This is a genomic window from Pseudoalteromonas sp. A41-2, from assembly GCF_015767615.1.
Classification (GTDB): Bacteria; Pseudomonadota; Gammaproteobacteria; order Enterobacterales; family Alteromonadaceae; genus Pseudoalteromonas; species Pseudoalteromonas lipolytica.
In genome coordinates, this window is sequence record NZ_CP065231.1 from 387135 (window position 1) to 412168 (window position 25034).

Here is a 25034-nt window from a genome sequence, read left to right on the forward strand (position 1 = left end):
GGGCGCGGTACTAATAGAAAAAGGCAGCGGGATGGCTAGATTTCCGCAACAAATGACACGAATTTGGTATCAGTAAATGCTTACAAATAAACTATCTCTAATCCTAATTAACGTCGTGGTGATTATTATTACCGCGGGGGCTACTTAGTGCTTAGAGAAAAGTGAAGCATTAAAAAAGCCCCCCGCACTTAACAGTCCGGGGGGCTTTTTGTTTTAACCGCAAAAAATACACAATGTCACTGAGGAATGAGGATTTAAGATGACAGGCGCAGAGTTAACAATCGATTTATTAGCCAAACATGGCGTAAAGGATGTCTTTGGTTACCCGGGTGGTGCCATCATGCCTATTTACGACGCTTTGTATGGCGCGCCAGTCAAACATTATTTGACCCGTCATGAACAAGGCGCTGGCTTTGCCGCTGTAGGTTTTGCACGTAGTACGGGTAAGTTGGGAGTGTGTTTTGCAACGTCAGGCCCGGGTGCGACCAACCTTATCACGGCATTGGCTGATGCGATGATGGATTCGGTGCCATTACTGGCGATAACGGGGCAAGTGCCTACCGCAGCGATTGGCTCAGATGCATTCCAAGAGATTGATGTACTCGGTATGTCGTTGTCTTGTACAAAGCACAGCTACATGGTTGAACGCCCTGAAGATTTAGCTGAAATACTGCAAGAAGCCATCCACCTAGCGCAAACAGGGCGTCCGGGTCCTGTGTTAGTCGATATTCCTAAAGACATTCAAATGGCACAGGTGCCATTCCATCCTTGGTTAGCGGCAGAAGATACGTTGCCAAAACTTGACTCCAACCAAGTTGCCATTGCGAATCAAATATTAAGTGAAGCACAACGACCCGTTGCCTATGTGGGGGGCGGTGTACAAGCCGCAGATGCACAAAACGAGCTTATGCAGTTTTTAGAAAAAACCCACATGCCAGCGGTAACAACGTTAAAAGCGTTGGGGAGTGTGTTACCTGATTACGAGTACGACCTTGGCATGCTAGGTATGCACGGTGGCAAAGCGGCTAATTTAGCAGTACAAGAATGCGATGTTTTAGTGTGTATTGGTGCGCGCTTTGATGACCGAGTTACGGGCAACCTAAGTAAGTTTGCCGCAAAAGCTAAAGTTATTCATTTGGATATCGATGCAGCAGAAATCGGCAAACGAAAGCCTGTAAAAGCGTCTCTCGTCGCTGACTTAAAAACGTCTCTACCGCAACTCGATTGCTTTGTAACCCCAGATGAGTGGCTTTTACATATTGAAAGTATGATGAAAGAGCATGCGTGGCGTTATGACTATCCGGGTGAAAAAGTATTTGCGCCTTACCTGCTAAATCAACTGAGCCAAAAAATGCCGAAGACCGGTGTGGTGTGCTGTGATGTGGGCCAGCATCAAATGTGGGTTGCACAGCATATGAAGTTTTCGCACCCCAGCAATCATTTAAGCAGTGGCGGGGCGGGTACGATGGGCTTTGGTTTGCCTGCGGCAATAGGTGCACAAGTGGCACGCCCAAACGATTTTGTTATTACGGTCTCAGGTGATGGCTCAATCATGATGAACATTCAAGAGCTGGCGACAATTCGCCGTAATAATTTACCAGTAAAAATACTTATCTTAGATAACCAGCGTTTAGGCATGGTACGTCAATGGCAGCAGTTATTTTTCGAGGGGCGTTATTCTGAGACCAATCTTTCAGATAACCCTGATTTTGTTCAACTCGCTGCAGTGTTTGGTATCCCAGGTCAAACTGTGACAAGAGCGGATGAAGTTGACACGGCGATTGATGCACTTGTGAATAGTCAAGGTCCTTACATTTTACATGTGTGTATCGATGACAAAGAAAATGTATGGCCGCTTGTACCACCCGGTGCAGCCAATGATGAGATGATGACGGAGACTGTAAAATGAAACACACCCTAACGATTGCACTCAAAAATCAAAGTGTCGCTGTTGAGCGCTTTTTACGCGTTGCCCGTCATCGCGGTTTTGATCTAACAAAAATGAACTTAGAAATGGCAGAAGATGCATTCAGAGTGACTATGACAGTGGTTAGCGATAAACCCATTCATTTATTAACGTCGCAGTTAAATAAATTGGTCGATGTAAAGCATGTGACGCTTGAGAGTCAGCTGCAACAGCAAGCAATTTAATCACAGACAAATTCAACAGGTAACTAGAGCAGCACAGACTATGCTTTAGTAAGAAATAAATTAGGAATGAGGAAGTCAGTGGCACGCCACTGCAACAACAGAGGTAACTATGGCTAAATTACGAAGTGCAACAACAACAGAAGGTCGTAAACGCGCAGGCGCACGTGCATTGTGGCGTGCAACAGGAATGACAGATAAGGACTTCGGTAAGCCAATTATCGCTGTTGTGAATTCATACACGCAGTTTGTTCCAGGGCATGTTCATTTAAATCAACTCAGTGAGTTAATGGCCGAAACGATTACTGAAGCGGGTGGTGTACCAAAAGAATTTAATACCATTGCGATTGATGATGGGATTGCGATGGGCCACGGCGGTATGCTGTATTCGCTACCTTCTCGCGATCTGATTGCTGACTCAGTAGAGTACATGGTTAACGCGCATTGTGCCGATGCGATGATCTGTATTTCTAACTGCGACAAAATCACCCCAGGTATGATGCTGGCTGCATTACGCTTAAATATTCCGGTTATCTTTGTGTCAGGTGGACCGATGGAAGCAGGTAAAACCCGCCTTGCTGATATCGACATTAAACTCGACTTAGTTGATGCCATGGTGAAAGGTGCCGATAGCTCAGTCAGCGACGAAGACTCAGACAAAGTAGAGCGCTCAGCGTGCCCAACGTGTGGTTCATGTTCGGGGATGTTTACGGCTAACTCAATGAACTGCTTATTAGAAGCAATTGGTTTGGCATTGCCTGGTAACGGCACAACACTTGCCACTCATAAAGACCGTAAACAGTTATATGTTGAAGCAGGCGCACGCATCGTTGATTTATGCCGTGAGTATTATCAAAAAGATAATGCCGACGTATTACCACGTGCCATCGCCAATCGCACCGCTTTTATGAATGCAATGGTGGTGGATATTGCAATGGGTGGCTCATCAAACACGGTGTTACATTTATTAGCCGCAGCCCAAGAAGCGGGTGTCGATTTTGATATGTCGCATATTGATGAGCTTTCACGCAAAACGCCTTTTTTATGTAAAGTTGCACCTGCCACAAGCAAATATCACATTGAAGACGTGCACCGCGCTGGTGGCATGATGGCAATTATCCGTGAGCTAGGTAAAGCGGGTTTAGTTGATTTGTCTGTGGATCACGTTGCTGGGATGACGATGGCGGAGTTAGTTGAGAAGTGGAATGCCACAGATCCAAACAATGCCGTTGCGCAAAAGTTCTATAAAGCAGGCCCAGCGGGTATCCGCACCACGAAGGCGATGAGCCAAGAATGTCGTTGGCCTGAACTGGATAACGATCGTGAAAATGGCTGTATTCGCAGTGTTGAAAATGCGTTTCGTCAAGATGGTGGCTTAGCGGTGCTGTCGGGAAATTTAGCGCTGGATGGTTGTATTGTTAAAAGTGCCGGTGTTGTTGAAGAAATGCTGCATTTTGAAGGCCCAGCAGTGGTTTACGAATCACAGGATGATTCAGTTGAAGGTATATTAAATGGTGAAGTAAAAGCGGGTGATGTTGTGGTGATCCGCTATGAAGGGCCAAAAGGGGGCCCAGGTATGCAAGAGATGTTGTACCCGACCAGCTACTTAAAATCGGTAGGTTTAGGTGAAAAATGTGCATTGATCACTGATGGCCGTTTTTCGGGTGGTACCTCTGGTTTATCGATTGGTCATGTCTCGCCTGAGGCTGCCAGCGGGGGAGCAATTGCGTATGTAGAGAACGGCGATAAAATTATTATTGATATCGCCACCCGCGAAATCACCTTAGCCCTGAGCGATGAAGAGCTTGAAGCACGTAAGCAAAAGCAATTAGCACGTGGTAAAGAGGCCTTTAAACCACGCGATCGTGAGCGTTATGTATCATCGGCACTTAAAGCGTATGCATTATTGGCAACCAGTGCAGACAAAGGGGCGGTCCGTGATTTAGCTAAGCTTGAGGAGTTAAGTTAATCATGGTTTCACAGGAGCTCGATTATTTTCGCGCTATCATCCAAGCAAATATGGAGCCGCTTGCAAAGGTTACTGAGGTCAGTGAAATGGCCGAACTTAGCGCAAGGCTCGGTAATCATGTGTGGTTGAAGCGTGAAGACCAACAACCGGTTTATTCGTTTAAATTGCGCGGTGCATTCCATAAGTTGAGTAAGTTGCCAAAGGGCTCTGATGTGGTCACTGCATCGGCTGGCAACCATGCTCAAGGCGTCGCGTTAAGTGCATCGTTTTTAGGGCACAAAGCGACAATTGTTATGCCGGTAACCACACCCGAAATTAAAGTGAGTGCAGTGCGCGCGCTAGGTGGTGAGGTTGTATTACATGGTCATCACTTTGATGCAGCAAAAGCCCACGCGTTAGCGCTAACAGAGCAGCGCAATGGCGTATTTGTTCCTCCTTTTGATGACCCCGATGTCATTATTGGTCAAGGCACAGTTGCGCGAGAACTGATGCAGCAGCTAAACGACCTTGATGCCGTTTTTATTCCTGTTGGCGGTGGTGGCTTGTTGGCAGGAATGGCTGTGTACATAAAATCATTGCGACCTGATATCAAAGTAATTGGTGTTGAAGCGGATGAAAGTGCGTGTTTAAAAGCAGCATTAGAGGCGGGGAAACCTGTGGAGCTTGACCGCGTTGGTAGTTTTGCTGATGGTGTAGCGGTAAAAATAATCGGCACCGAAACGTTCCGCTTAGCACAAAAGTTTTGTGATGAAGTTGTGACCGTGAGTGGCGATGAGATTTGTGCTGCTATGCAGGATATCTTTGTTTCTACCCGTGCAATTGCTGAGCCTTCAGGGGCTTTATCGACAGCGGGTTTGAAAAAATGGTGTCAGCAAAGCGGTGTAAAAGGCTTAAATGTTGCTGCTATTTTATCGGGCGCGAATTTAAATTTTGACCGTTTACGCTACGTTGCTGAGCGCACTGCGTTGGGTGAAAAGAACGAAGCATTACTCGCCGTCACCATCAAAGAAGAAAAAGGCAGCTTTAAGCAATTTTGTGCTTCGTTAGGTGGCCGAGCTATTACAGAGTTTAATTACCGTTATGCAGGACCGGGTGAAGCACAAATATTTGTGGGTATTGCACTTCGCCAAGGTCAGCAAGAGCTAGATGAATTAAAAGCGGTACTCACTGAAAATGGCTATACATTTTGTGACCTGTCAGATAACGAATTGGCTAAATTACACATTCGTTATATGGTGGGTGGTAAAGCACCAGCGCAATTACATGAGCGATTATTACGTTTTGAATTTCCTGAATACCCAGGTGCATTAGCGCGATTTTTAGATACGTTAGGCAGTAACTGGAATATTACGTTATTCCATTATCGCAATCATGGTGGCTCTGTAGGTAATGTACTTGCTGCATTTGCCATCGAACCGAGTGATTACGACGTATTTAACGAGCATTTAAATCGTCTTGGTTATAATGTTCAGGATGAAACCAATAATCCATGTTTCACACAATTTTTAACGACTCAAGGTCAAAAGTTGAGTGAAGCTAAAGCTGCCAATCAATAAACAGGGCTCCATCGAGGAGCCTTGATTTTTTGCATATTTTTCCTATAGTTATTGCACGATTGTAAAGCAAAGACGATGCGTGCGAGGAATGCGTTATTACTTAGGGTTACTCTGTTTAATGCTAAGCATAAGTGCCAATGGCTCTGACAAGGTGACCTTGCAACTAAAATGGACTCATCAATTCCAGTTCGCTGGCTATTACATGGCAGCAAAAAAAGGCTTTTATAAAGACGCTGGACTTGATGTCACTATTTTACCCGCAGATCCTAACAACCCTAACACGTTTGATCAGGTGTTAAATGGTCAAGCCGACTTTGCTATTACGCATTCTGGTATTTTGCAACAACGTGTGCAAGGTGCCCCCGTTGTTGCCTTAGCGGCTATGCTGCAGTTCTCCCCCTATTGTTGGATGGTTAAAAATAACTCTGATATTTTCCAGCCGCGTGATTTTGCGGGTAAAAAACTCAGTAAAATTAGCTCACTTGAAAACGCAGAGTTGTTAGTCATGCTGCAAAGGGCGGGGCTTGATTATCAAAGTTTAATGGCTGCAAGCCAAAAAGGCGGAATAGAGCAGTGGTTAGCTGGCGAACTTGATGCCGTGCAAGTGTATGTAACTAATGAGCCGTATACTTTAACACTGCGTGGTGTTGGGCACCGATTAATTTGTCCACAAAAATTTGGCCTGAATGTGTATGGCGATATTTTATATACCTCGCAGGCTATGCTTAAAAATAAACCGGATATAGTTGAGCGTTTTTATCAAGCAAGTTTAAAAGGGTGGCGTTATGCACTGCATAATATGAATGAGAGTATTAATGTCACTCAGCGTGATTATGCCCCGCACAAAAGTATGCAGGAACTTGCTTATGAAGCCGATGTACTCGCTAACTATATTCAGCCACCGGGCAGCAAGTTGGGGGGCATGTCGATGGCTAAATGGCGACTTATCGCTGACCTTTACAACATCGATCAAGACGAATTTGATCATGCATTTTCAGGGTTTATGTATGATCAACAGCAAAGCGAGGGCATAGAGTTATCTTGGATGCTTATTCTAGCGATAATATTGAGCATTGCATGTGTTCCTTTGTACATTGGTCTAATAAGCAATGGAAGGCGTTAAACCTCTTAAAAACTGTTATACTCACTTTTATTTTTTGTCGTTTTTGTAGTTATGACACTTGCCCAGCACTTTGCTGCTTTAGATACACTGCTTTATTCAACTCGCCAATACTGGCAATGCACGGCATTTGACTTTGATGATATTCCATGGCCTGAATTAACGTCTTTATTATGGGCGATTGATGACAGCCAAGTGAGTGAACTTGATGCCGACCAGCATGCTTTATATCAATACTTTTGCGATGCTATAGACGGTGTTGATGAACTTAATGCCTTATGCGAACTGCCCACAACAAAGTTGCCAAGGAATGAGTTTCCATTTTGGATCAGTAATGGCATCAAAGGACGCAAGTTTGAGCAGTTACAAGATTTTGTTGCAGCGATCAGCCAAAATTCACAGCAACACCCTGTTTTAGAGTGGTGTGCAGGCAAAGGACACTTAGGGCGGATGCTGGCATTTAGTGGCGCACCCTCGGTACACAGTATTGAACTACAAGAGCACCTGTGTGAGCAGGGAGCTCATAGTGCTAAGCAGCAACAATTAGCCATGCAGTTTTCACAAGCGAATGTATTAACGGATAACACCGATGCATTTTTTAAAACAGAGCAACATGCCGTCGCTTTACATGCATGTGGTCGTTTACACCAAACATTTATGCAGCAGGCAAGTCGGGCCAAAACCCAGCAGATAAGCTTTTCACCCTGTTGTTATCACTTATTTACCGACGATGCCTACCAAGCAATGAGTGAGCATGCACAGCATAGTCAATTGACGCTAACCCATCGCGATTTAAAGCTGGCCTTGCAAGAAACCGTGACCGCACCAAGTCGGGTTGATAAAGTGAGAAAAACAGAAGTCGAGTGGCGACTTGGTTTTGATGCATTACGTAAATCAATTACCGGTGTTCAGCACTATGTGAGTGTACCTTCCGTGAATAAAGCGGTATTTTCTGATTCTTTTAGGTCATTTTGTTTGTGGGCAGCTGATAAAAAGTCACTACATATACCAGATGATATTGATTACAATGCATTTTTAGAGATAGGTAAGCAGCGTAAAAGGGTCACAGAACGCATTGAACTCATCCGACATGTGTTCAGAAGAGCAATTGAAGTTTGGCTCGTGCTCGATCGTGCTTTATATTTGCAACAACAAGGCTATCAGGTATCAGTAAGTACGTTTTGTGAAAAACAGCTCACACCAAGGAATATCTTGATCCAAGCTAATTATTAAAAATCGTAAAGAGGCGCAATGAGAAAGTTAAAAAATTTATTCGAAAATAATAGACGTTGGGCTGCGCGTACGAGTGAAAGTGATCCTGAGTTTTTTAAAATTCTATCAATGCAACAAAATCCCGAGTACTTGTGGATTGGCTGTTCGGACTCACGTGTACCCGCTAATGAGATAGTTGATTTATTACCGGGTGAGTTATTTGTACACCGTAACGTTGCAAATGTGGTTGTGCATACTGACCATAACTGTTTATCAGTCATGCAGTACGCGGTTGAAGTACTTAAAGTTAAGCACATTATGGTCGTTGGACACTATGGCTGTGGGGGTGTTCAAGCGGTTTTAAATGAAGCACGCTTTGGCTTAATTGATAACTGGCTACGTCATGTTGGTGATGTAAAAGAAAAACACATCGAACAGTTAAACGCATTACCAGAAAAAGAACGTTTAAACAGCCTGATTGAACTCAATGTAATTGAGCAAGTACGTAACGTGTGTCGTACTAATATCGTGCAAGATGCGTGGGCGAAAGGCCAAGAACTTACGATTCATGGTTGGGTGTATGGTTTAGCAAATGGTCATTTAAATGACCTTGAATCCGTGGTGACCTGTGCAGAAGAAGCCACAGAGACATACGGTACTGCGGTAAAACGTGTTTTCGAACGTATTGCAGAGAAAAGTTAAGACTTAACTGGATAGAAAAAAGGTGAGCTAAGTAGCTCACCTTTTTTTATTGTTCGTCTTGTTTGCTAGCAAGTTGTTGTTCAAGTAAGGCAACCTTTTCTTCTAGCTCCGTGAGTTTTTCACGAGTTCGAATAAGTACTTGGCTTTGAATATCAAACTCATCACGGCTTACAAAGTCCATCTCAGCAAGTTTGTTTTGAATAGCTTGCTTCGTTTTACCTTCAATGGTGTCGGCAAGGTTTTTCACGCCTTGTGGCATGTTATCAGTGATTTGCTTTGCGATTTCTTCAAGTTTTGCTGGGTTGATCATCTTCGTCCCTTGAGTCACGTAAAAAAACAATCTTACCTTATTGGCTAGGCGTAGTGTAGTGATTACGGTAAAATTGCCGGTTCTGTCTTTGGATAATTTCTTAGGGGCTTATGAAACTCAACCCAAAACAAGATGAAGCGGTAAAGTATATCAGTGGACCGTGTTTGGTATTAGCCGGCGCAGGCTCAGGTAAAACGCGTGTAATTACCAACAAAATCGCTTACTTGGTGCAAAAGTGTGAGTATCAAGCACGTAACATAGCAGCCGTTACCTTTACTAATAAAGCGGCAAAAGAGATGCGCGAGCGTGTTGCACAAACGCTTGGTAAGCAAGAGTCTAAAGGGTTATGGGTTTCGACATTTCATACCTTAGGTCTTGAGATCATCAAAAAAGAATTAACCACATTAGGCTTTAAGCCAGGATTCTCATTGTTTGATGATCAAGATACCAATCAATTATTAACCGAGCTTACAGAAGACGAACTAAAAAAAGACAAAGACTTATTAAACCTGTTAAAAATGCAGATAGGCAGTTGGAAGAACGAGCTTATTTTACCCGAACGGGCGATTCGTGAAGCGCGTGAGCCACAAAAAGCACTGTTTGCCCAGTTGTATGCCCGCTATCAAAATCAACTACGAGCTTATAATGCCCTCGATTTTGATGATCTGATCATGATCCCCACCTTGCTACTGGGACAAAATGCGACAGCACGTGAGCGTTGGCAACAGCGTTTTCGTTATTTGCTGGTGGATGAGTATCAAGATACCAATACGAGCCAGTATCAATTGGTTAAGTTATTAGTGGGTGAACGTGCTCGCTTTACGGTGGTGGGAGATGATGACCAATCAATTTATTCGTGGCGTGGTGCTAAACCACAAAATCTGGTGTTATTGAGTAAAGACTTTCCGGGTTTGCGTTTAATTAAACTTGAACAAAACTACCGAAGTGCAGGGCGTATTCTTAAAGCAGCCAATATTCTTATTGCTAATAATCCGCATGAGTTTGATAAAAAACTGTTCAGTGAACTAGGTTATGGTGAACCGATTAAAGTCATTGGCTGTCGTGACGAAGAGCATGAATCTGAACGCGTTGTTGCAGAGATCATTTCGCATAAGTTCATGAAGCGGACCAGCTATAAAGATTACGCCATTTTATATCGGGGGAATCACCAAGCGCGCGTATTCGAAAAAGCGCTGATGAGTAACCGTATTCCATATAAAATTAGTGGCGGAATGTCGTTTTTCTCACGTTCAGAAATTAAAGATATCATGGCGTATTTACGCTTGTTGGTTAATCAAGACGACGACAATGCATTTTTACGTATCGTGAATACCCCACGACGAGAAATAGGTACCGTCACTCTCGAAAAATTAGGCACACTTGCCAACGAAAAGCACATTAGTTTATTTGCTGCCTGCTTTGAGCCTGAGCTTGCGCATCGTTTAAAAGGGCGGGGCTTTAATGCGTTAGCAGGGTTTGCTCGTTGGGTGGTTGAACTGTCTGATAATGCAGTGCGGGGTGACACGCTCGAAGCGGTAAAAGAGCTGGTCAGGCAAATTAATTACGAAGCGTATCTTTACGAGTCATCGCCTAGCGCAAAAGCCGCAGAAATGCGTATGAAGAATGTGTCGGAGTTATATCGTTGGATCACCGATATGCTGACCGGTGATGCCGATAACCCCCCGTTGAATTTAGCAGAAGTGGTGAGCAAGTTAACGCTGCGCGATATGCTTGAGCGCAATGAAGAAGAAGATGAATCTGATGCGGTACAGCTTTTGACTTTGCATGCTTCAAAAGGCTTGGAATACCCGTATGTATTTATGGTGGGAATGGAAGAAGGATTATTACCTCATCAAGTGAGCATCGACGAAGATAACGTTGAAGAAGAACGTCGTCTTGCTTACGTAGGTATCACACGAGCCCAGCAAGAGTTGGTTATGACATACGCTAAGCTGCGCCGTCAGTTTGGTGAAACATCGGATACAGAACTGAGTCGTTTTGTGCAGGAGTTACCACAGGATGATTTGGCCTTTGAAGCAAAGAAACCGCCTTCTTCTCAAGCAGAGCGAATGGAAAAAGGTCAAGCACGTGTTGCTAACTTGCGTGCCATGCTTAAAAAGTAACGCCGTTATGCTCAATGCACATGTTTAAATATTTAAATCAAGCGGTATTGTCGAGTGTGTGCTTGTCGTCTCTTTATTGAAGGGCGCAAGTGCATGCTGTTTGCCAATAAACAGCGATAAGCCGTGTTTATCTAACAGGGTACGGTAGTTAAAAATCGATGGGCCTTTGGCTATGACTTGGATATTTTGAATATGGGTAATAGCCAGTACACCTTGAAGCTGTAAATGATAGTTTTCTTGTTGTAGCACACGCTTACTGAAAGTTGAGCTTAATAATAAGTAATCGAACTTAAATTCGGTCAGTAAGTTCAATTCACAGCGATCTTTTGCAAATTCATTCAAACCTATCGAGAACCCTTGTGCCACAAGACTTTTTAGGTTTTCTATTTGTACAGCCGATGCATAACGAATTTCTTGTTCATTAAATAATAAACATATCTTTTTAGCATCATGCGCTTTGAGAAGGTGACATAGCGCTTTAAAGTTAATGCGTTCAAGCACTAATCCTGAGCATGGAAATAACACCTTTTGTAACTTTGTTTGGACGGCTAATGAAAAAGCTTGTTTGAGTAAACTCAGCTCAACTTCGAAATGCTGAATACGATCAGTGGCAAACTTCTTGAGTACTTCAAAGCTGGTACTGCCAAGTACAGGGTGTTCTCCAAACGCCTCTAATAGCGACTCAGCATGTGCTGACTCGTCAAGCGTAATGATTTCTGAGCTTCTAAAATGCATTGGTAAATCATCAAGGTGATGCATATTTTCAGCTTCATGCTGTGAGGTCGTCGCATTGAGTAAAGGATGAAAACACTCAAAGCGGTTGCGCCCTGCGTTTTTAGCATAATACATGGCCGCATCAGCATCACGAATAATCTCATCGGTGTGCTTGTAACTCGTTTTTGAGTAGGTAATCCCTATACTTGCACCGCTTTGAATACATTGACCTTTCATGCAGAAAGGTTTCTTCATGATTTCAATAATGCGTTTTGCAACATCTTCTGCTTGCTGCGGCTCTGTTAAATGGGTGAGCAAAACAACAAACTCATCGCCGCCTAATCGTGCAAGTAAATCATGTTCTCGAATACAGTGAGAAAATGATTCTGCGACACTAATTAAAAACTGATCCCCAGCTTGGTGACCTAATTGATCGTTAATATCTTTAAATTTATCTAAGTCGATAAACAGCACTGCAAATTGTTGCTCTGGATAGCGTTGATAATGCTGCAGCGTTTTTTCAAGCTGTGTTAAGAACAAGCTTCGATTCGGTAAGCTGGTGAGCGAGTCATGATGTGCATCGTGATATAACTGTTGTTCAATTTTTTTACGCTCTTCCATTTGCATTTGTAAGTGCATATTGGCTTGGCGCAATTCTTTGGTCTTTTCAGCAACGCGATGTTCAAGCTTTTGGTGGCTTTGCTTAAGTTCTTGGTTAGCTAAATGGGCTTGGATTACATTGGCGATTTGGTGTGAAACGAAGGTGATGAGTTCACAATCATCTTGGCTAAATTCATGTTTATTGTTATATGCTTGGCAAACAATTAAGCCAATTACCCCTTGTGATGTCTTTAGTGGCGCTCCTAACCAGCTGGTGGCAGATTCTTCGGGCGGAATATCTCTAGGCCTTTCTATGACACCCTGTTTTATGAGGCTTTTCGCGCGCTTTGCATCAATCACTTGGCATTTTTCGGTACTCAGTACCAACTCACTGTAACCTTTAGCAAATGGCCGAGGTTCGGCATTATCGCTGTATTCATCAACGCAGTAAGGAAAGCTTAGCCAGTGAGATTGTTGGTCATACAGCGCAATATATAAGTTATCTGCGTACGTAATGGTTTTTATTATTTTGTGTACATGCTGATATACGTCTTCTAGATTTTCACTCAGTGTTGCAAGCTCAGAGATCTTAAACAGTATTTGCTGTCGTTCTAATGCTTTTTTTCGGTGTAATATTTCTTCATTGAGTGCCTGGTTACTTTGCGTCAGTGCGCGGGTGCGAATTTTGACTTCGGACTCAAGAAGTTCGCGCTTTTTAACGCGTTCTATAGCAGTTGCAAGGTAAAGTGACATCACTTCTAACAGTTCAATTTGCTGCTCAGAATAGCTTTGCGCTTTATCGTAGCTCTGCGCCACCATCACGCCAATGATGGTTTTGTCACGATAGACCGGTACGCCAACCCAGTGCTCTGCGGGGGTCCCTAAAGCTTTAAATTGACCCTTTTCAACAGCTTGTTGGGTTTGTTCTTTAGTAAAGTAGCTGGTTTTACCATGTTTGAATACATGACCAGTTAACCCCTCTTTGAAGTGTTGATCGTATTTTAAGGGCACAGAAAGGCCATCTTTTTCGTCTGCAAAATACGACAGTTCTAAAAGATCGTTCACAGGGTTGTGCAGCACAACGTAAAAGCTTTTACTTGGGATAAAGCTTTGCAATATATCGTGAATAGCGGGGTAAAGAAGGGTTAATTCGGCAACCGTGCTTGCTTGCTCTGATAACTGTAATAGAGCATGTTGCAAGTGATGAGATTGCTTATATTTTTGTATAAGCGATTTTAAGCGAGCATTTCTACGGACTAGCTTATCAATGTGTGTTGCTGAATCTTCCAATGATTTAGAACCAGTTTTTATTATTGTTTAAATATTGTTCTTTATAGTTCCACTTTTTTCGTAGATCGTCAAGTAGCAGATAGGCTAATTAAGGGGTTATACAGACAAGGTTGCTAGTACTAAATTATTATTTTTGTGCGTATTTCAGGCATAAAAAAAAGGGCCTAATAAATTAAGCCCTTCGTATTATGTTTATAACTGTTATTTGCTTGTCATAAAGTCGATAGCAGCACTGATTTCTTCATCAGAACAGTCCATACACGTACCTTTAGGAGGCATTGCATTGAAACCATTTAAGGCGTGATTAAGTAAAGTGTCTTTGCCTTTAGCGATACGAGGAGCCCAATCATCAGCTGATTTAGGTGCGCCTAATGCGCCAGTACCGTGACAAGCGAAACATGATGCTTGATACACCTGCTCGCCAGAACGAGGACCAGTAGGTTCAGCAGCCGCAGCAGCTTTATCACCTTCTAGATATACAGAACCAATTGGCGCTAGACGCTTCTTAATTGCGTCTTCAGTCAAAGAGTTGTCATACGCTTGTGCGTATGCCGTTGTTGCTAGCAGTAATAATGCAGCTGATAGTTTTTTCATTTTGCCTTGCTCACTTCGATTTGAACGTGATCAATCACGATATCTGACGGAAATTAGAACGATTATAACGCTAAGCCACAATTTATAAAATGATCTGAAAGGCTTTTTCTTGATAAAAAAAGCCATTTTTTGCTCCAGCGCAATAAAAATCAGCTTTATGTGCTGAATCGCTACAGTGTTATTATGCCAGTTCTAATACTTTACTGACTAATTTTTCAATCCCAGCATCAGCCTCTAAAATGCTTTGCGCAAGCATATATGCAGGGGTTGTAACCACTTTATGTTGTTCATCTACAACAATGTCGTCAACGGCACAGTATTGGTGATCGCCGCCTAATTGTTGAATAGCCGCTGCGGTATCTTGGTCGTTACCAATGGTTGTTTTTACGCCTTGGCCATAAATAAGTGGCAGCATGGCAGGTGCAATACACATATATCCCGCTGCTTTATTTGCTTTAACAAACGCAGTACACGCATGGAGTACATCATCTTGTACTTGAGCATCTGCGCCTTTTACAGCAAAGTCAGATAAGTTTTTTGCCGCACCAAAGCCGCCGGGTATGATGAGTGCGTCAAATTCATTCACGTTTAGTTCTGTGATAGCTTTTATTTCGCCACGCGCAATACGTGCTGCTTCCACTAAAACATTACGATTTGGCGTCATCTCTTCACCGGTTAAGTGGTTAATGGTATGCAGTTGCTCAATGTCAGGAGCAAAACATTGATAGCGTGCACCTGCTTTGGCTATGTGTAGCAAAGTTAATACTGCTTCATTGATTTCTGCGCCATCGTAAACACCGCAACCCGCTAAAATTACAGCCACTTTTTTCATTAGATATTCCTCCTTAATGCAACTTTGGTTAGTGTATCAATTATGCGTGTCAGTCGACAAAATAAAAAAGTTTTCTGGGTCGACTGCTCGAGACGCTTGGTAAATTGCTGTTTATGCCTTTTTATAAAATACAAACGTACAAAAAAGTATAAAGGATCGCTATGATCTTTGATCCATTGTGCTAGAATACTCCTCCGGTTATGAAAAGGGATATTTATTCATCGTTAAGCAAGCAATGGACATGAGTAGCTAAAACCGTTTTCCACATCGGATAAAAATAATAAAAAAAGAACCTCGTATTATCTTTTTTAAATCAAAACATGTGCTTACAGAAAATTCCTAAATGTTTTTACATTTTGGGAGAATTGCTCGTGGGTTTTATCTACAAAGTTATCCACAGCTTGCTATTTATGAATGTGTTACTGCTCAATAATTCACAGTCGTTTTCTTCATAGCCTTATGGCATGCTTACAATCAATTTATTGTTATTCATTTAGGATCCAATTTCACCATGGCTCAGATCCCTGAAAATCCACTTATTCTTGTTGATGGTTCTTCCTATTTATTCCGCGCATATCATTCACCTCCTCACCTAACAAACTCGAAAGGAGAGGCTACAGGGGCTATTTATGGCGTCGTTAATATGCTTAAGAGTCTAATCAGACAATATGATCCGTCGCATATGGTGGTGGTGTTTGATGCCAAAGGTAAAACCTTTAGAAATGACATGTACAGTGAATATAAAGCGAATCGTCCACCTATGCCGGATGACTTACGCACACAAATAGCACCACTTCACAATATTATTAAGGCGATGGGTTTTCCGCTTATTAGTATTGAAGGGGTCGAGGCTGACGATGTTATTGGTACATTTGCACGCATTGCTTCTGAGCAACAACGCCATGTGTTGATCTCTACAGGTGATAAAGATATGGCGCAGCTTGTGAATGAGCACGTCACACTTATTAACACCATGACCGATAGTATTTCAGACCCTGATACGGTGGTTGAAAAGTTTGGTGTAGGCCCTGAATTGATCATCGACTACTTAGCGCTGATGGGCGACAAGGTTGATAACATTCCTGGCGTTGATGGTTGCGGCCCTAAAACTGCGGTGAAATGGTTACAAAAGTATGGCTCGTTACAAGGTGTAATCGATCATGCCGGTGAGATCAAAGGCAAAATAGGCGAAAAGCTGGCAGCTGCGCTTGAACATTTACCACTGAGTTACGAACTGGCAACGATAAAATGTGATGTAGAGGTTGAATCTGACCTAGAAAGCTTCAAGTTACAAGAGCCTAATCGAGATGAGTTAATTGCTTTATACGGTGAGTGCGAGTTCCGTCGCTGGTTAGCTGAATTACTCGATAACCCGAAAGACGCAGATACACATTTAGATGTACCAACCGAAGAAAATGAATTGCCCCAAGTGAGTGATGCTCATTACGAAACCATTCTTACTGAGCAACAACTTGATACGCTAGTTAAGCAGTTAAATGAGGCTGAGTTATTTGCCTTTGATACCGAAACAACCAGCCTTGATTACATGCAGGCACAATTAGTTGGTATGAGCTTTGCGGTTAAGGCCGGCGAAGCGGCGTATATTCCGGTTGCTCACGATTATCCCGATGCGCCAGAACAATTAACACTCGACACGGTAATGGCAAAAATTGGCCCAATTTTAGCCGACGAGCGCAAAGCGAAAGTGGGGCAAAACCTAAAATACGATAAAAGTGTACTGGCTAATGCTGGGTTTGAATTAAACGGTATAAAATACGACACGATGTTGGAGTCGTATGTATTTAATAGTGTGGGCAGTCGTCATGATATGGACTCGTTAGCACTTAAATACCTAGGGCATAAAAATATCAGTTTTGAAGAGATTGCTGGAAAAGGCAAAAAGCAGCTGACTTTTAATCAAATTGAACTTGAAAAAGCAGCGCCATATGCTGCTGAAGACGCTGATATTACATTACGCTTACACGAGGTGTTGTGGCCGAAGATTGAAGCTGATAGCCAACTTAAATCAGTATTTGAAGAGATTGAGTTACCGCTTGTCTCTGTACTTTCAGATATTGAGCGTACTGGTGTCGCGATTGACAGTACCATGTTAGCTGCCCATAGCCAGCGATTGGGTGAACGTTTACTCGAGCTTGAACAAGAAGCATATGACATGGCGGGTGAAAAGTTTAACTTAGGCTCACCTAAACAACTACAAGCAATTTTATTTGAGAAGCTTGAACTGCCAGTAATTAAAAAAACGCCAAAAGGGGCGCCATCTACAGCTGAAGAAGTATTGCAAGAGCTGGCGCATGATTATCCTTTGCCTAAAGTAATCATTGAGCATCGTGGTTTATCAAAGTTGAAATCAACTTACACAGATAAGCTGCCATTAATGGTGAATGAGCGTACCAAACGCGTACATACCTCGTATCATCAAGCGGTAACGGCAACAGGGCGTTTAAGTTCAACAGATCCTAACTTACAAAATATTCCGATCCGCTCGGAAGAAGGGCGTCGTATCCGTGAAGCATTTATTGCGGCTGCGGGCCATAAAATTGTGGCTGCCGATTACAGCCAAATTGAATTACGTATTATGGCGCATTTATCGCAAGATAAAGGCTTACTGACCGCCTTTGCCAATGGCTTAGACGTACACAGTGCAACAGCGGCAGAGGTCTTTGGTGTTAGTCTTGAGGACGTCACCAGCGATATGCGTCGTAAAGCGAAAGCTGTCAATTTTGGCTTAATTTACGGTATGTCGGCATTTGGTTTATCTCGTCAATTAGATGTGCCTCGCCACGAAGCACAGCACTATATTGATAAGTACTTTGAGCGTTTCCCAGGTGTACTTGAATACATGGAAACGACGCGTCAAAAAGCGGCGGATAAAGGGTATGTAGAAACCATTTTTGGTCGACGCTTACATTTACCTGAGATCAATGCGCGTAATGGCGCACGACGTAAAGCGGCAGAACGTGCTGCTATTAACGCGCCAATGCAAGGCACTGCCGCCGATATTATTAAAAAAGCAATGCTTAAAGTGCATCAGTGGGTAAATGCCCAAGCCGAAGGCGCAGTGAAGCTACTTATGCAAGTACACGATGAATTAGTGTTTGAAATTAAAGAAGAGTGTGTTGATGAGTTCAAAGCTGAAATCTGTAAGCTGATGTCAGAAGCTGCGACCCTTGATGTCCCCCTTATTGTTGAAGCAGACAGTGGGGATAACTGGCAGCAAGCTCACTAGTTTTGCTGATTTTATGCCGAATATCTTGCTTAATGCTGGGTATTCGGCAATGAGGATAACCTGCACATTAATACCGCCCATGTTTTAACCCGCCAAAACGTAAAACGAGCACTTTGAATCTTCACCACACAGTTATTTTGATCATACAAAGTGAGCGTGTGATCCATTAAAAATGACCTCTTATGCCAGTTGAACGAGCACTTGTTTTGTAAACTTATGGTTAACAAGAAAAGACGGTTTTAGAGTTTCGTTATATGTTTATCAATTAATGGTCTTTTGCTGCATATTTAATTTATTTTTAGGTGGGTATTTGCTAAAGTCCGCGCCGTCCTCATCCTGTAGGACATCCTGTTGATGATGCATCTGAAAAGATGCAACGTATTGATAGCTTCTCCCCAGTTTGCTATACCGGCTCACTCTTTATTGAGTGAGCCGTTTTTTCTTGTTCTTATCATACAATTCATTGCACAAATTAGCGCAGGTGATACCATCAAAGTGATTCTTAATTACTTTCGAAGGAATGCGTTATGTTTAAATCTTTGGCTATTACAGCCTTATCATTATCAAGTTTATTTGTTGCCCCATTGGCGAGTGCTAATTGGCAAGTTAATAATGAACAAAGCAATGTAAGCTTTGTTTCAATAAAGAAAAACGCAATCGCTGAAGCTCATCATTTTAAAAACGTATCAGGAACCTTAAACGAGCAAGGTCAATTTAAGTTAGTGATCGACCTGACGTCTGTTGAAACGCTGATCCCCATCCGTAACGAGCGCATGACTAAGCTACTGTTTGAAACAGCCCAGTTTCCTAATGCCGTATTAACAGCTGATTTAAGCCAAGCTTTATCAAAGCTCGTGCCTGGGCAGCATGTATTAAAAGGTCTTAAAGCTGAACTTGATTTTCATGGTAATAAGAAAGAACTAACACTTGATGTACTTGCTAATATGTCGCCAACGGGTGATGTAACTGTGTCATCGTTTACGCCCGTGATTATTAATGCTGCTGATTTTAAAGTGACTGAAGGTATTGCTGAATTACAAAAACTGGCTGGTTTACCGTCAATTGCCACTGCCGTTCCGGTTACATTTTCACTGACTCTTGATAAAGAAAAGTAATGCAGTCACTTGCTGAGCTAGAAACCGCACTTGCACAGCCAGACAAACCATTTGATAAGTGGCAACCGACCCATTGTGGTCAGTTGCCAATTAGCATTGATGTGCATGGCGTGTGGTTCTTCGCGGGCAGTGAAATAAAACGAGAAGCGATGGTTAAGCTGTTTGCCTCTGTTCTTTGCAAAGAAGCAGACAGCTATTATCTAAAAACGCCTGTCGAGAAAATGGCTATCACCGTGGCCGATGTGCCTTTTATTATCGTAGATTGGCGCTTTGAAGAAACAGAGCAAGGAAACGCGTTGTGTTGTATTGATAATTTACAGCGCACTTGGTTAGTCACTGCGTGTCAGCCACTGCAACTGCGTGAATTTGAAAACGTGACGGTACCATACCTTAAATTGCCGCATGGACTGGCTGCCAGAGTATCGAGGAATGTGTATTATCAGTGGGCTGAAATAGCCAGCTCTGATGAGGATGGCTATTTCATTGAGTCATTGTCCAAGCACTACTACTTGGCTTAATAACTTAAGCGTCTGGTTGTTGATCCGATTCTGATTCAGACTCTGCTTCTTGCATTTCAATAGGCCCTAAGAACCATTCGTCTAGCTTTTTAGCAACTTCAGGTAAGCCTGTCCCTTTCAATGATGAAAAGGCATGAACTGTAATATCGCCCTCTAAGCTGCTTAGTTCACGACGAACTTGTAAAACTTGCGCTTTGCGTGCACCTTGCTTTAGTTTGTCGGCTTTAGTGAGTAACGCAAGAACCGGAATTTCACTCCCGACCGCCCAGTCGATTAAGTCGCGGTCTAAATCTTTAAGTGGGTGACGAATATCCATTAACACAACAATGCCTTTAAGGCTTTGGCGTTTTTGTAAATATTCACCTAATGATTTTTGCCATTTCTTTTTCATTTCAATGGGGACTTTCGCAAAACCGTATCCCGGTAAATCGATTAGGCGCTTGTCGGCATCGAGCTCAAAGGTGTTTATAAGTTGCGTACGACCAGGTGTTTTTGAGGTACGTGCTAACTTTTGGTCTGTTAAGGTGTTAAGAGCACTTGATTTACCGGCGTTTGAACGACCGGCGAACGCGACTTCAATCCCCGTATCAGCAGGTAAACGAGAGATATCAGGTGCGCTGGTAACAAAGGACGCAGTATTGTATTTGATACGAGATTTGAGCACAGGCTCTCCTAATCTTTTATAAATAATAACAGTCAGTGGTCGAAAACCACTCAAGGCACGTATTTTATACTATTAAAGCAGCATTCAAAAGCGTATTTAAGCGTGCTAACTTGGCTTTGAACAAGGAAAATTGCTAGGTAGAAACTTAATCTAAGTCAAATCCCTATAAATTATAAGCTTAATGTGGGCAGAAAACGTGCCAGAGAATTTATTATCGTGTAGAATATAGAAATCACAACATCCATATTGTAGATGATACAGGGTCGGAAACAGAGAATTCACCATGAAAAAAATAGCACTATCTTTAACTATATTGCTTGGTGCGTTGTCAGCAAGCAACGCAACAGCATTTGATGGCGATGTAAACGCAGGTAAAGAAAAATCGGCAACGTGTGCGGCCTGTCACGGCCCAGACGGTAATGCGCCGGTTAATATCTACCCTAAGATTGCAGGTCAACACGCAGATTATATCTATAAACAACTACAAGAGTTTAAACTAGGTATGACATCGGGTGGCAAAGAGGGCCGTATGGACCCTGTAATGAGTGGTATGGCTATGCCGCTTAGCGATCAAGATATGAAAGACCTAGCAGCTTACTTCTCTTCATTAAACATGTCTGAGGGTGTAACACCTAAAGATGTTGTTGAAGTTGGTCAACAGCTTTATAAAGCCGGTGATGCAGAGCGTGGAATCCCAGCTTGTGCAGCGTGTCACGGTCCGCGTGGTAACGGCACATCGCTTGCTAAATTCCCTAAAGTTTCGTTTCAGCATCCTGAATACATTAAGTCGCAACTTGAAAAGTTCCGTGATGGTACGCGCAATAACGACTTAAATGGCATGATGCAAGACATTGCTAAAAAGCTAACAGACAAAGACATCGAAGTACTTTCAAAATACTTAGGTGGCTTACACTAAAGTCTGATTGCTAGCTTAAATTACTAGCATTATAATTTAGACAGTTTACAAAAAAGCAGCGCAAGCTGCTTTTTTTACATTTGCAGCATGCCGTAATTTCCTACTTTCTTGTGAGACATTGACCATATCCAACTGTAAGCTAAGTCTTATTTTTATTTCTTCATTTTATGTAAGTCACTGTTATTATTTAAGATGATATTGTTACAAACTCTTCGTTGTAAGAAAAATTATATAAATTAGTTGTAACAAAATTATTAATGGGTAAATTAACCACTGTCGCTGAGACAGCAAAACAACATGGACAATGTAATAAGGAAAGTGACTGCGGCAAATCTTTAGGGGAAGACACTGATTAGTGTCCTAAAGGAAATAACAAAAAAGTGTCAGGATTGACCGAGAATAATAAAAGCTCATGGAAGTTTAATAATAAAAACAAAATGGAATGCTACATGGAAGGTAAAAATAACAACAAAATGGAAAAACAATAATAATAAAAATAATAAAGACTAAAAAGTCGAAGGGAGAAGTGTCCAGTTAATTGGCGCTCAGATTAGTAGGCGGTAGAGATGTTTTCTCTACCGCCTTTTTATTTGTCCTGTTACAATAGCCACCGTTTGTACTATAAGTATGAAAAGTGCGCAGTTCGTCAAGTTGACCAACCTCATCCGCACACCGAATTCTTCTGGTTATGCCAGCATTACAATGCCATTCAGGTGTTGTGCACAACCTCTTAAGTGAGATGATCAATATATGAGTAGAAAGAAAAAGTCGCGTAAAATTCCATCAAATGGTCCAGTACGTCTAAGTAAGGAAAAGCTTAGAGAGATGCGCGCACTAAAAGAGCAGCGAGTTAAGAAAACCAAAGGGGCTAAGCCTGGTTCACGTAATGCGCCAGATGCTCAAAAGGGTGATAAAGCTGCTACAAACAATCAATCGCAAGATAAGCGTGTTGGTAGTAAAAAACCGGTTTCATTAGTGGCGGTCAAGGCTGATCCTAAAGTCGAAATGAAACGTAATTTACAACCAATGGTTGAATTGAAAAAAGTGTCAGAGCCAGAGCTAACACCAGAGCAAGAGCTTGAAGCGTTAGAAAATGATGAGCGTTTATTAAAGTTGGTTGAACGCCATGAGCGTGGCGAGTTATTGACTGGCAAAGATGCGAAGTACTTCAATAGCCGTATCGCTCGTCACCAAGCATTGTGTGAGCTGCTAGGAATCGAAGACGAAGATGATGACTACGAAGACGACTTTGAAGATGACTTTGATGTTGAAGGCGGCTCTGATTTCGATAAGTACCTATCTGATGACTTAGCAAATGAATGGTACGATGACGAAGATGAGGATGATAGATGAGCACAACCTTGATTATTGCCATTGTTATTGGGGCGGCAATTATCGCAGGACTGGCTTTTTATGCAGGGCAATTACTATACAAGGTAAATGCTCAAAATAAGCTTATCGCAAAAAAACAAGCTGAGCATGAGCAAAAGCTTGCCGCGTCAAAAGCGACTCGAAATGCTAAGTTAGCGGACAGCATTCATTTAATTGCGCGTGCAATGAATGAAGAGCAGTGTGAATTTTCAGAAGGTTGCTTACGTATTTGGGTTCTTATTTCTCAATACAGTTTCGCAGAAGAGTTTGATTTACGCGAACGCTATCCTGGCATTTATAAAATGTACAATGTCGTAAAAGACATGCCAACGCATGATGCACGTAAGAAGTACTCAAAAAAAGAGGTCTTCAAGATGGATTCCACGCGTTGGCGTGCTGAAGAGCAACACAGCGATGAAATTAAAGCTGACTGTGTTAAGTTAATAGACGAGTTTAAAGCCGCACCAGGCAGTGAAAACGTCGTATTTAACTAGCTTTCAACATAAAAAAGCAGAGCCTTGAAGCTCTGCTTTTTTGTATGAGCATGATTGATATATCAAATAACCCGCGAAAAACGTGTTTGTTTGATTTGTTGTTGTAAGTGCGCATCAAAGCACATACAAATAATACGAATAAACAAATTGCCTCTCGCTGTAACCGTAATTTTATTGTCGCTTACTTTTATTAAGCCATCAGCAAGTAGGGGAGCAAGTGCACGTAATGCATCACTAAAATACTCGTTAAAGTCGATATTAAATTGCTGTTCAACAGCCGTCATATCAAGTTCAAACTGACAAATTAACTGTTTAATAACCGCGGCACGTAAAATGTCATCATCGGTGAGCATAATGCCTTTACACAACGCACTACCAGCGTTTTCTTGAACTGCTTTGTAATAATGCTTCAGTTCTTTTTCATTCTGCAAAATAGCATTACCAATCTGCGAAATAGACGACACGCCTAAACCAAGTAAATCACATTGACCATGCGTGGTATAGCCTTGAAAATTGCGATGTAATTTGCCCTCATTTTGCGCAATAGCGAGTTCATTATCCTTACGAGCAAAGTGGTCCATACCAATAAATTGATAGCCAGCCGCTAACATTTGTTCGAGCGTATTTTTAAACATCGTGAGCTTATCGCCCGCAGAAGGTAAATCCGCATCCTTAATTTTCCGCTGAGCCGCAAATCGTTCTGGTAAGTGTGCGTAATTAAATACCGATACGCGGTCAGGATTCAATGCTATAAGTTGATCAATCGTTTCTTTAAAGCTCTCAGGCGTTTGTAGCGGTAAGCCATAAATCATGTCGGCGTTTATTGATTTAAAGCCAAGCTCACGCGCTTCACTAATTAAACCTTTTACAGAGTCCACACTCTGCGGGCGATTAACCGCAAGCTGCACTTCGTCGTTAAAATCTTGGATACCAAACGATACGCGATTAAAACCAAGTTGGCGCAAGTGCGGAAGCATGCCATCCGCCAGCGAACGTGGATCAATTTCGATACCGCGCTCAGCGTCATCGGCAAAATTAAAATGTTGTTCAACTAAAGCCATTAAACGGCTCATTTGCTGCGCAGATAAAAAGGTAGGGGTTCCGCCGCCTAAATGAAGTTGTTCAACATGGTAATCAGCAAATAAGGTGGCTTGTTCAGCAATTTCAATTGCCAAGTTATCTAAATAGATATCCGCTTTTGATTGGTGACGTGTAATAACCTTATTACAGCCACAGTAATAACAAAGCTGGCTGCAAAAAGGGATATGGATATACAGCGACAAAGAGCGGCTTTTAGATGCCGTAATCGCGTCAATCATACTTTGTTGGTTGTAACCATCAACAAGAGACAATGCCGTCGGGTAAGAGGTATATCGTGGTCCAGAAATATTGTACTTGTTGATCAGAGATTGATCCCAGCTAGGTAAATTTATCACAGTCAGCACTCCGCAATTGATTAAGAGGCCATTTTAGCGAGTTTAGGCATTTTGCTATTTGATCTAGAACAATGTCGGAGGCTACAAACTAAGTAGCATGCTT

At 42.4% G+C, this 25034-nt stretch carries 20 protein-coding genes; 14 read left to right on the forward strand and 6 right to left on the reverse strand.

Annotated elements, in window-relative coordinates; genetic code table 11:
- Positions 1-259 precede the first annotated feature (259 nt).
- The 7 genes from ilvG (at position 260) to can (ending at position 8707) form a co-directional block, all read left to right on the forward strand.
- Positions 260-1909, forward strand: a complete 1650-nt coding sequence (gene ilvG / locus IT970_RS01845; protein WP_196857563.1) for an acetolactate synthase 2 catalytic subunit — start codon at positions 260-262, stop codon at positions 1907-1909.
- Complete coding sequence (gene ilvM, locus IT970_RS01850; protein ID WP_036971521.1) at positions 1906-2151, forward strand: acetolactate synthase 2 small subunit; 246 nt, start codon at positions 1906-1908, stop codon at positions 2149-2151. Before ilvG ends, ilvM begins: the two co-directional genes overlap by 4 nt.
- Before the next feature lie 109 nt (positions 2152-2260).
- The gene (gene ilvD, locus IT970_RS01855) at positions 2261-4117 is read left to right on the forward strand and encodes a dihydroxy-acid dehydratase (protein WP_036971518.1); all 1857 of its coding nucleotides are present in this window, start codon (positions 2261-2263) and stop codon (positions 4115-4117) included.
- Between the two features lie 2 nt (positions 4118-4119).
- Positions 4120-5673 (forward strand): threonine ammonia-lyase, biosynthetic, encoded by a 1554-nt coding sequence (gene ilvA / locus IT970_RS01860; RefSeq protein WP_065978247.1) that lies wholly within the window; start codon positions 4120-4122, stop codon positions 5671-5673.
- Positions 5674-5791: 118 nt separating this feature from the next.
- A complete protein-coding gene (locus IT970_RS01865; protein ID WP_065978264.1) occupies positions 5792-6796 on the forward strand; it encodes an ABC transporter substrate-binding protein in 1005 nt (334 codons plus the stop codon).
- A gap of 51 nt (positions 6797-6847) precedes the next feature.
- Positions 6848-8026, forward strand: coding sequence for a methyltransferase (locus IT970_RS01870; RefSeq protein WP_036971512.1), 1179 nt, complete (start codon positions 6848-6850; stop codon positions 8024-8026).
- An 18-nt stretch (positions 8027-8044) separates the two neighbouring features.
- Entirely contained in the window at positions 8045-8707 is a 663-nt protein-coding gene (gene can / locus IT970_RS01875; protein ID WP_036971509.1) for a carbonate dehydratase, read from the forward strand.
- A gap of 46 nt (positions 8708-8753) precedes the next feature.
- Here the strand turns inward: can and ubiK are convergent, their stop codons facing one another.
- Positions 8754-9017: a ubiquinone biosynthesis accessory factor UbiK gene (gene ubiK, locus IT970_RS01880; protein ID WP_036971505.1), complete on the reverse strand. Its 264-nt coding sequence runs from the start codon at positions 9015-9017 to the stop codon at positions 8754-8756.
- Between the two features lie 110 nt (positions 9018-9127).
- On the opposite strand from ubiK, the gene rep reads away from it, so the two are divergent.
- Positions 9128-11140 (forward strand): DNA helicase Rep, encoded by a 2013-nt coding sequence (gene rep / locus IT970_RS01885; RefSeq protein WP_036971502.1) that lies wholly within the window; start codon positions 9128-9130, stop codon positions 11138-11140.
- A gap of 24 nt (positions 11141-11164) precedes the next feature.
- Here rep and IT970_RS01890 read toward each other — a convergent pair whose 3' ends face one another.
- The 3 genes from IT970_RS01890 to elbB all read right to left on the reverse strand — a co-directional run bounded on the left by IT970_RS01890 (position 11165) and on the right by elbB (position 15170).
- Positions 11165-13744: a bifunctional diguanylate cyclase/phosphodiesterase gene (locus tag IT970_RS01890; RefSeq protein WP_196857564.1), complete on the reverse strand. Its 2580-nt coding sequence runs from the start codon at positions 13742-13744 to the stop codon at positions 11165-11167.
- Between the two features lie 201 nt (positions 13745-13945).
- A complete protein-coding gene (locus tag IT970_RS01895) occupies positions 13946-14338 on the reverse strand; it encodes a c-type cytochrome (protein WP_065978244.1) in 393 nt (130 codons plus the stop codon).
- A gap of 181 nt (positions 14339-14519) precedes the next feature.
- Positions 14520-15170, reverse strand: a complete 651-nt coding sequence (elbB, locus tag IT970_RS01900) for an isoprenoid biosynthesis glyoxalase ElbB (protein WP_036971490.1) — start codon at positions 15168-15170, stop codon at positions 14520-14522.
- 511 nt (positions 15171-15681) lie between these two features.
- On the opposite strand from elbB, the gene polA reads away from it, so the two are divergent.
- The 3 genes from polA (at position 15682) to IT970_RS01915 (ending at position 20050) form a co-directional block, all read left to right on the forward strand.
- Positions 15682-18417, forward strand: a complete 2736-nt coding sequence (gene polA, locus IT970_RS01905; RefSeq protein ID WP_065978243.1) for a DNA polymerase I — start codon at positions 15682-15684, stop codon at positions 18415-18417.
- Positions 18418-18944: 527 nt separating this feature from the next.
- On the forward strand, positions 18945-19532 hold the full coding sequence (locus IT970_RS01910; protein WP_036971482.1) for a YceI family protein: 588 nt from the start codon (positions 18945-18947) through the stop codon (positions 19530-19532).
- Positions 19532-20050 (forward strand): DUF1285 domain-containing protein, encoded by a 519-nt coding sequence (locus IT970_RS01915; protein WP_065978241.1) that lies wholly within the window; start codon positions 19532-19534, stop codon positions 20048-20050. Before IT970_RS01910 ends, IT970_RS01915 begins: the two co-directional genes overlap by 1 nt.
- A gap of 4 nt (positions 20051-20054) precedes the next feature.
- Here the strand turns inward: IT970_RS01915 and yihA are convergent, their stop codons facing one another.
- Positions 20055-20714, reverse strand: a complete 660-nt coding sequence (yihA, locus tag IT970_RS01920; protein ID WP_065978240.1) for a ribosome biogenesis GTP-binding protein YihA/YsxC — start codon at positions 20712-20714, stop codon at positions 20055-20057.
- A gap of 283 nt (positions 20715-20997) precedes the next feature.
- On the opposite strand from yihA, the gene IT970_RS01925 reads away from it, so the two are divergent.
- From IT970_RS01925 to IT970_RS01935, 3 genes are all read left to right on the forward strand, one after another.
- Positions 20998-21630: a c-type cytochrome gene (locus IT970_RS01925; RefSeq protein ID WP_036971475.1), complete on the forward strand. Its 633-nt coding sequence runs from the start codon at positions 20998-21000 to the stop codon at positions 21628-21630.
- A gap of 750 nt (positions 21631-22380) precedes the next feature.
- Complete coding sequence (gene yihI / locus IT970_RS01930) at positions 22381-22983, forward strand: Der GTPase-activating protein YihI (protein ID WP_036971473.1); 603 nt, start codon at positions 22381-22383, stop codon at positions 22981-22983.
- On the forward strand, positions 22980-23495 hold the full coding sequence (locus tag IT970_RS01935; RefSeq protein WP_036971469.1) for a DUF2489 domain-containing protein: 516 nt from the start codon (positions 22980-22982) through the stop codon (positions 23493-23495). Before yihI ends, IT970_RS01935 begins: the two co-directional genes overlap by 4 nt.
- Before the next feature lie 62 nt (positions 23496-23557).
- Here the strand turns inward: IT970_RS01935 and hemN are convergent, their stop codons facing one another.
- Positions 23558-24931, reverse strand: coding sequence for an oxygen-independent coproporphyrinogen III oxidase (gene hemN, locus IT970_RS01940; RefSeq protein ID WP_065978239.1), 1374 nt, complete (start codon positions 24929-24931; stop codon positions 23558-23560).
- Positions 24932-25034 lie beyond the last annotated feature (103 nt).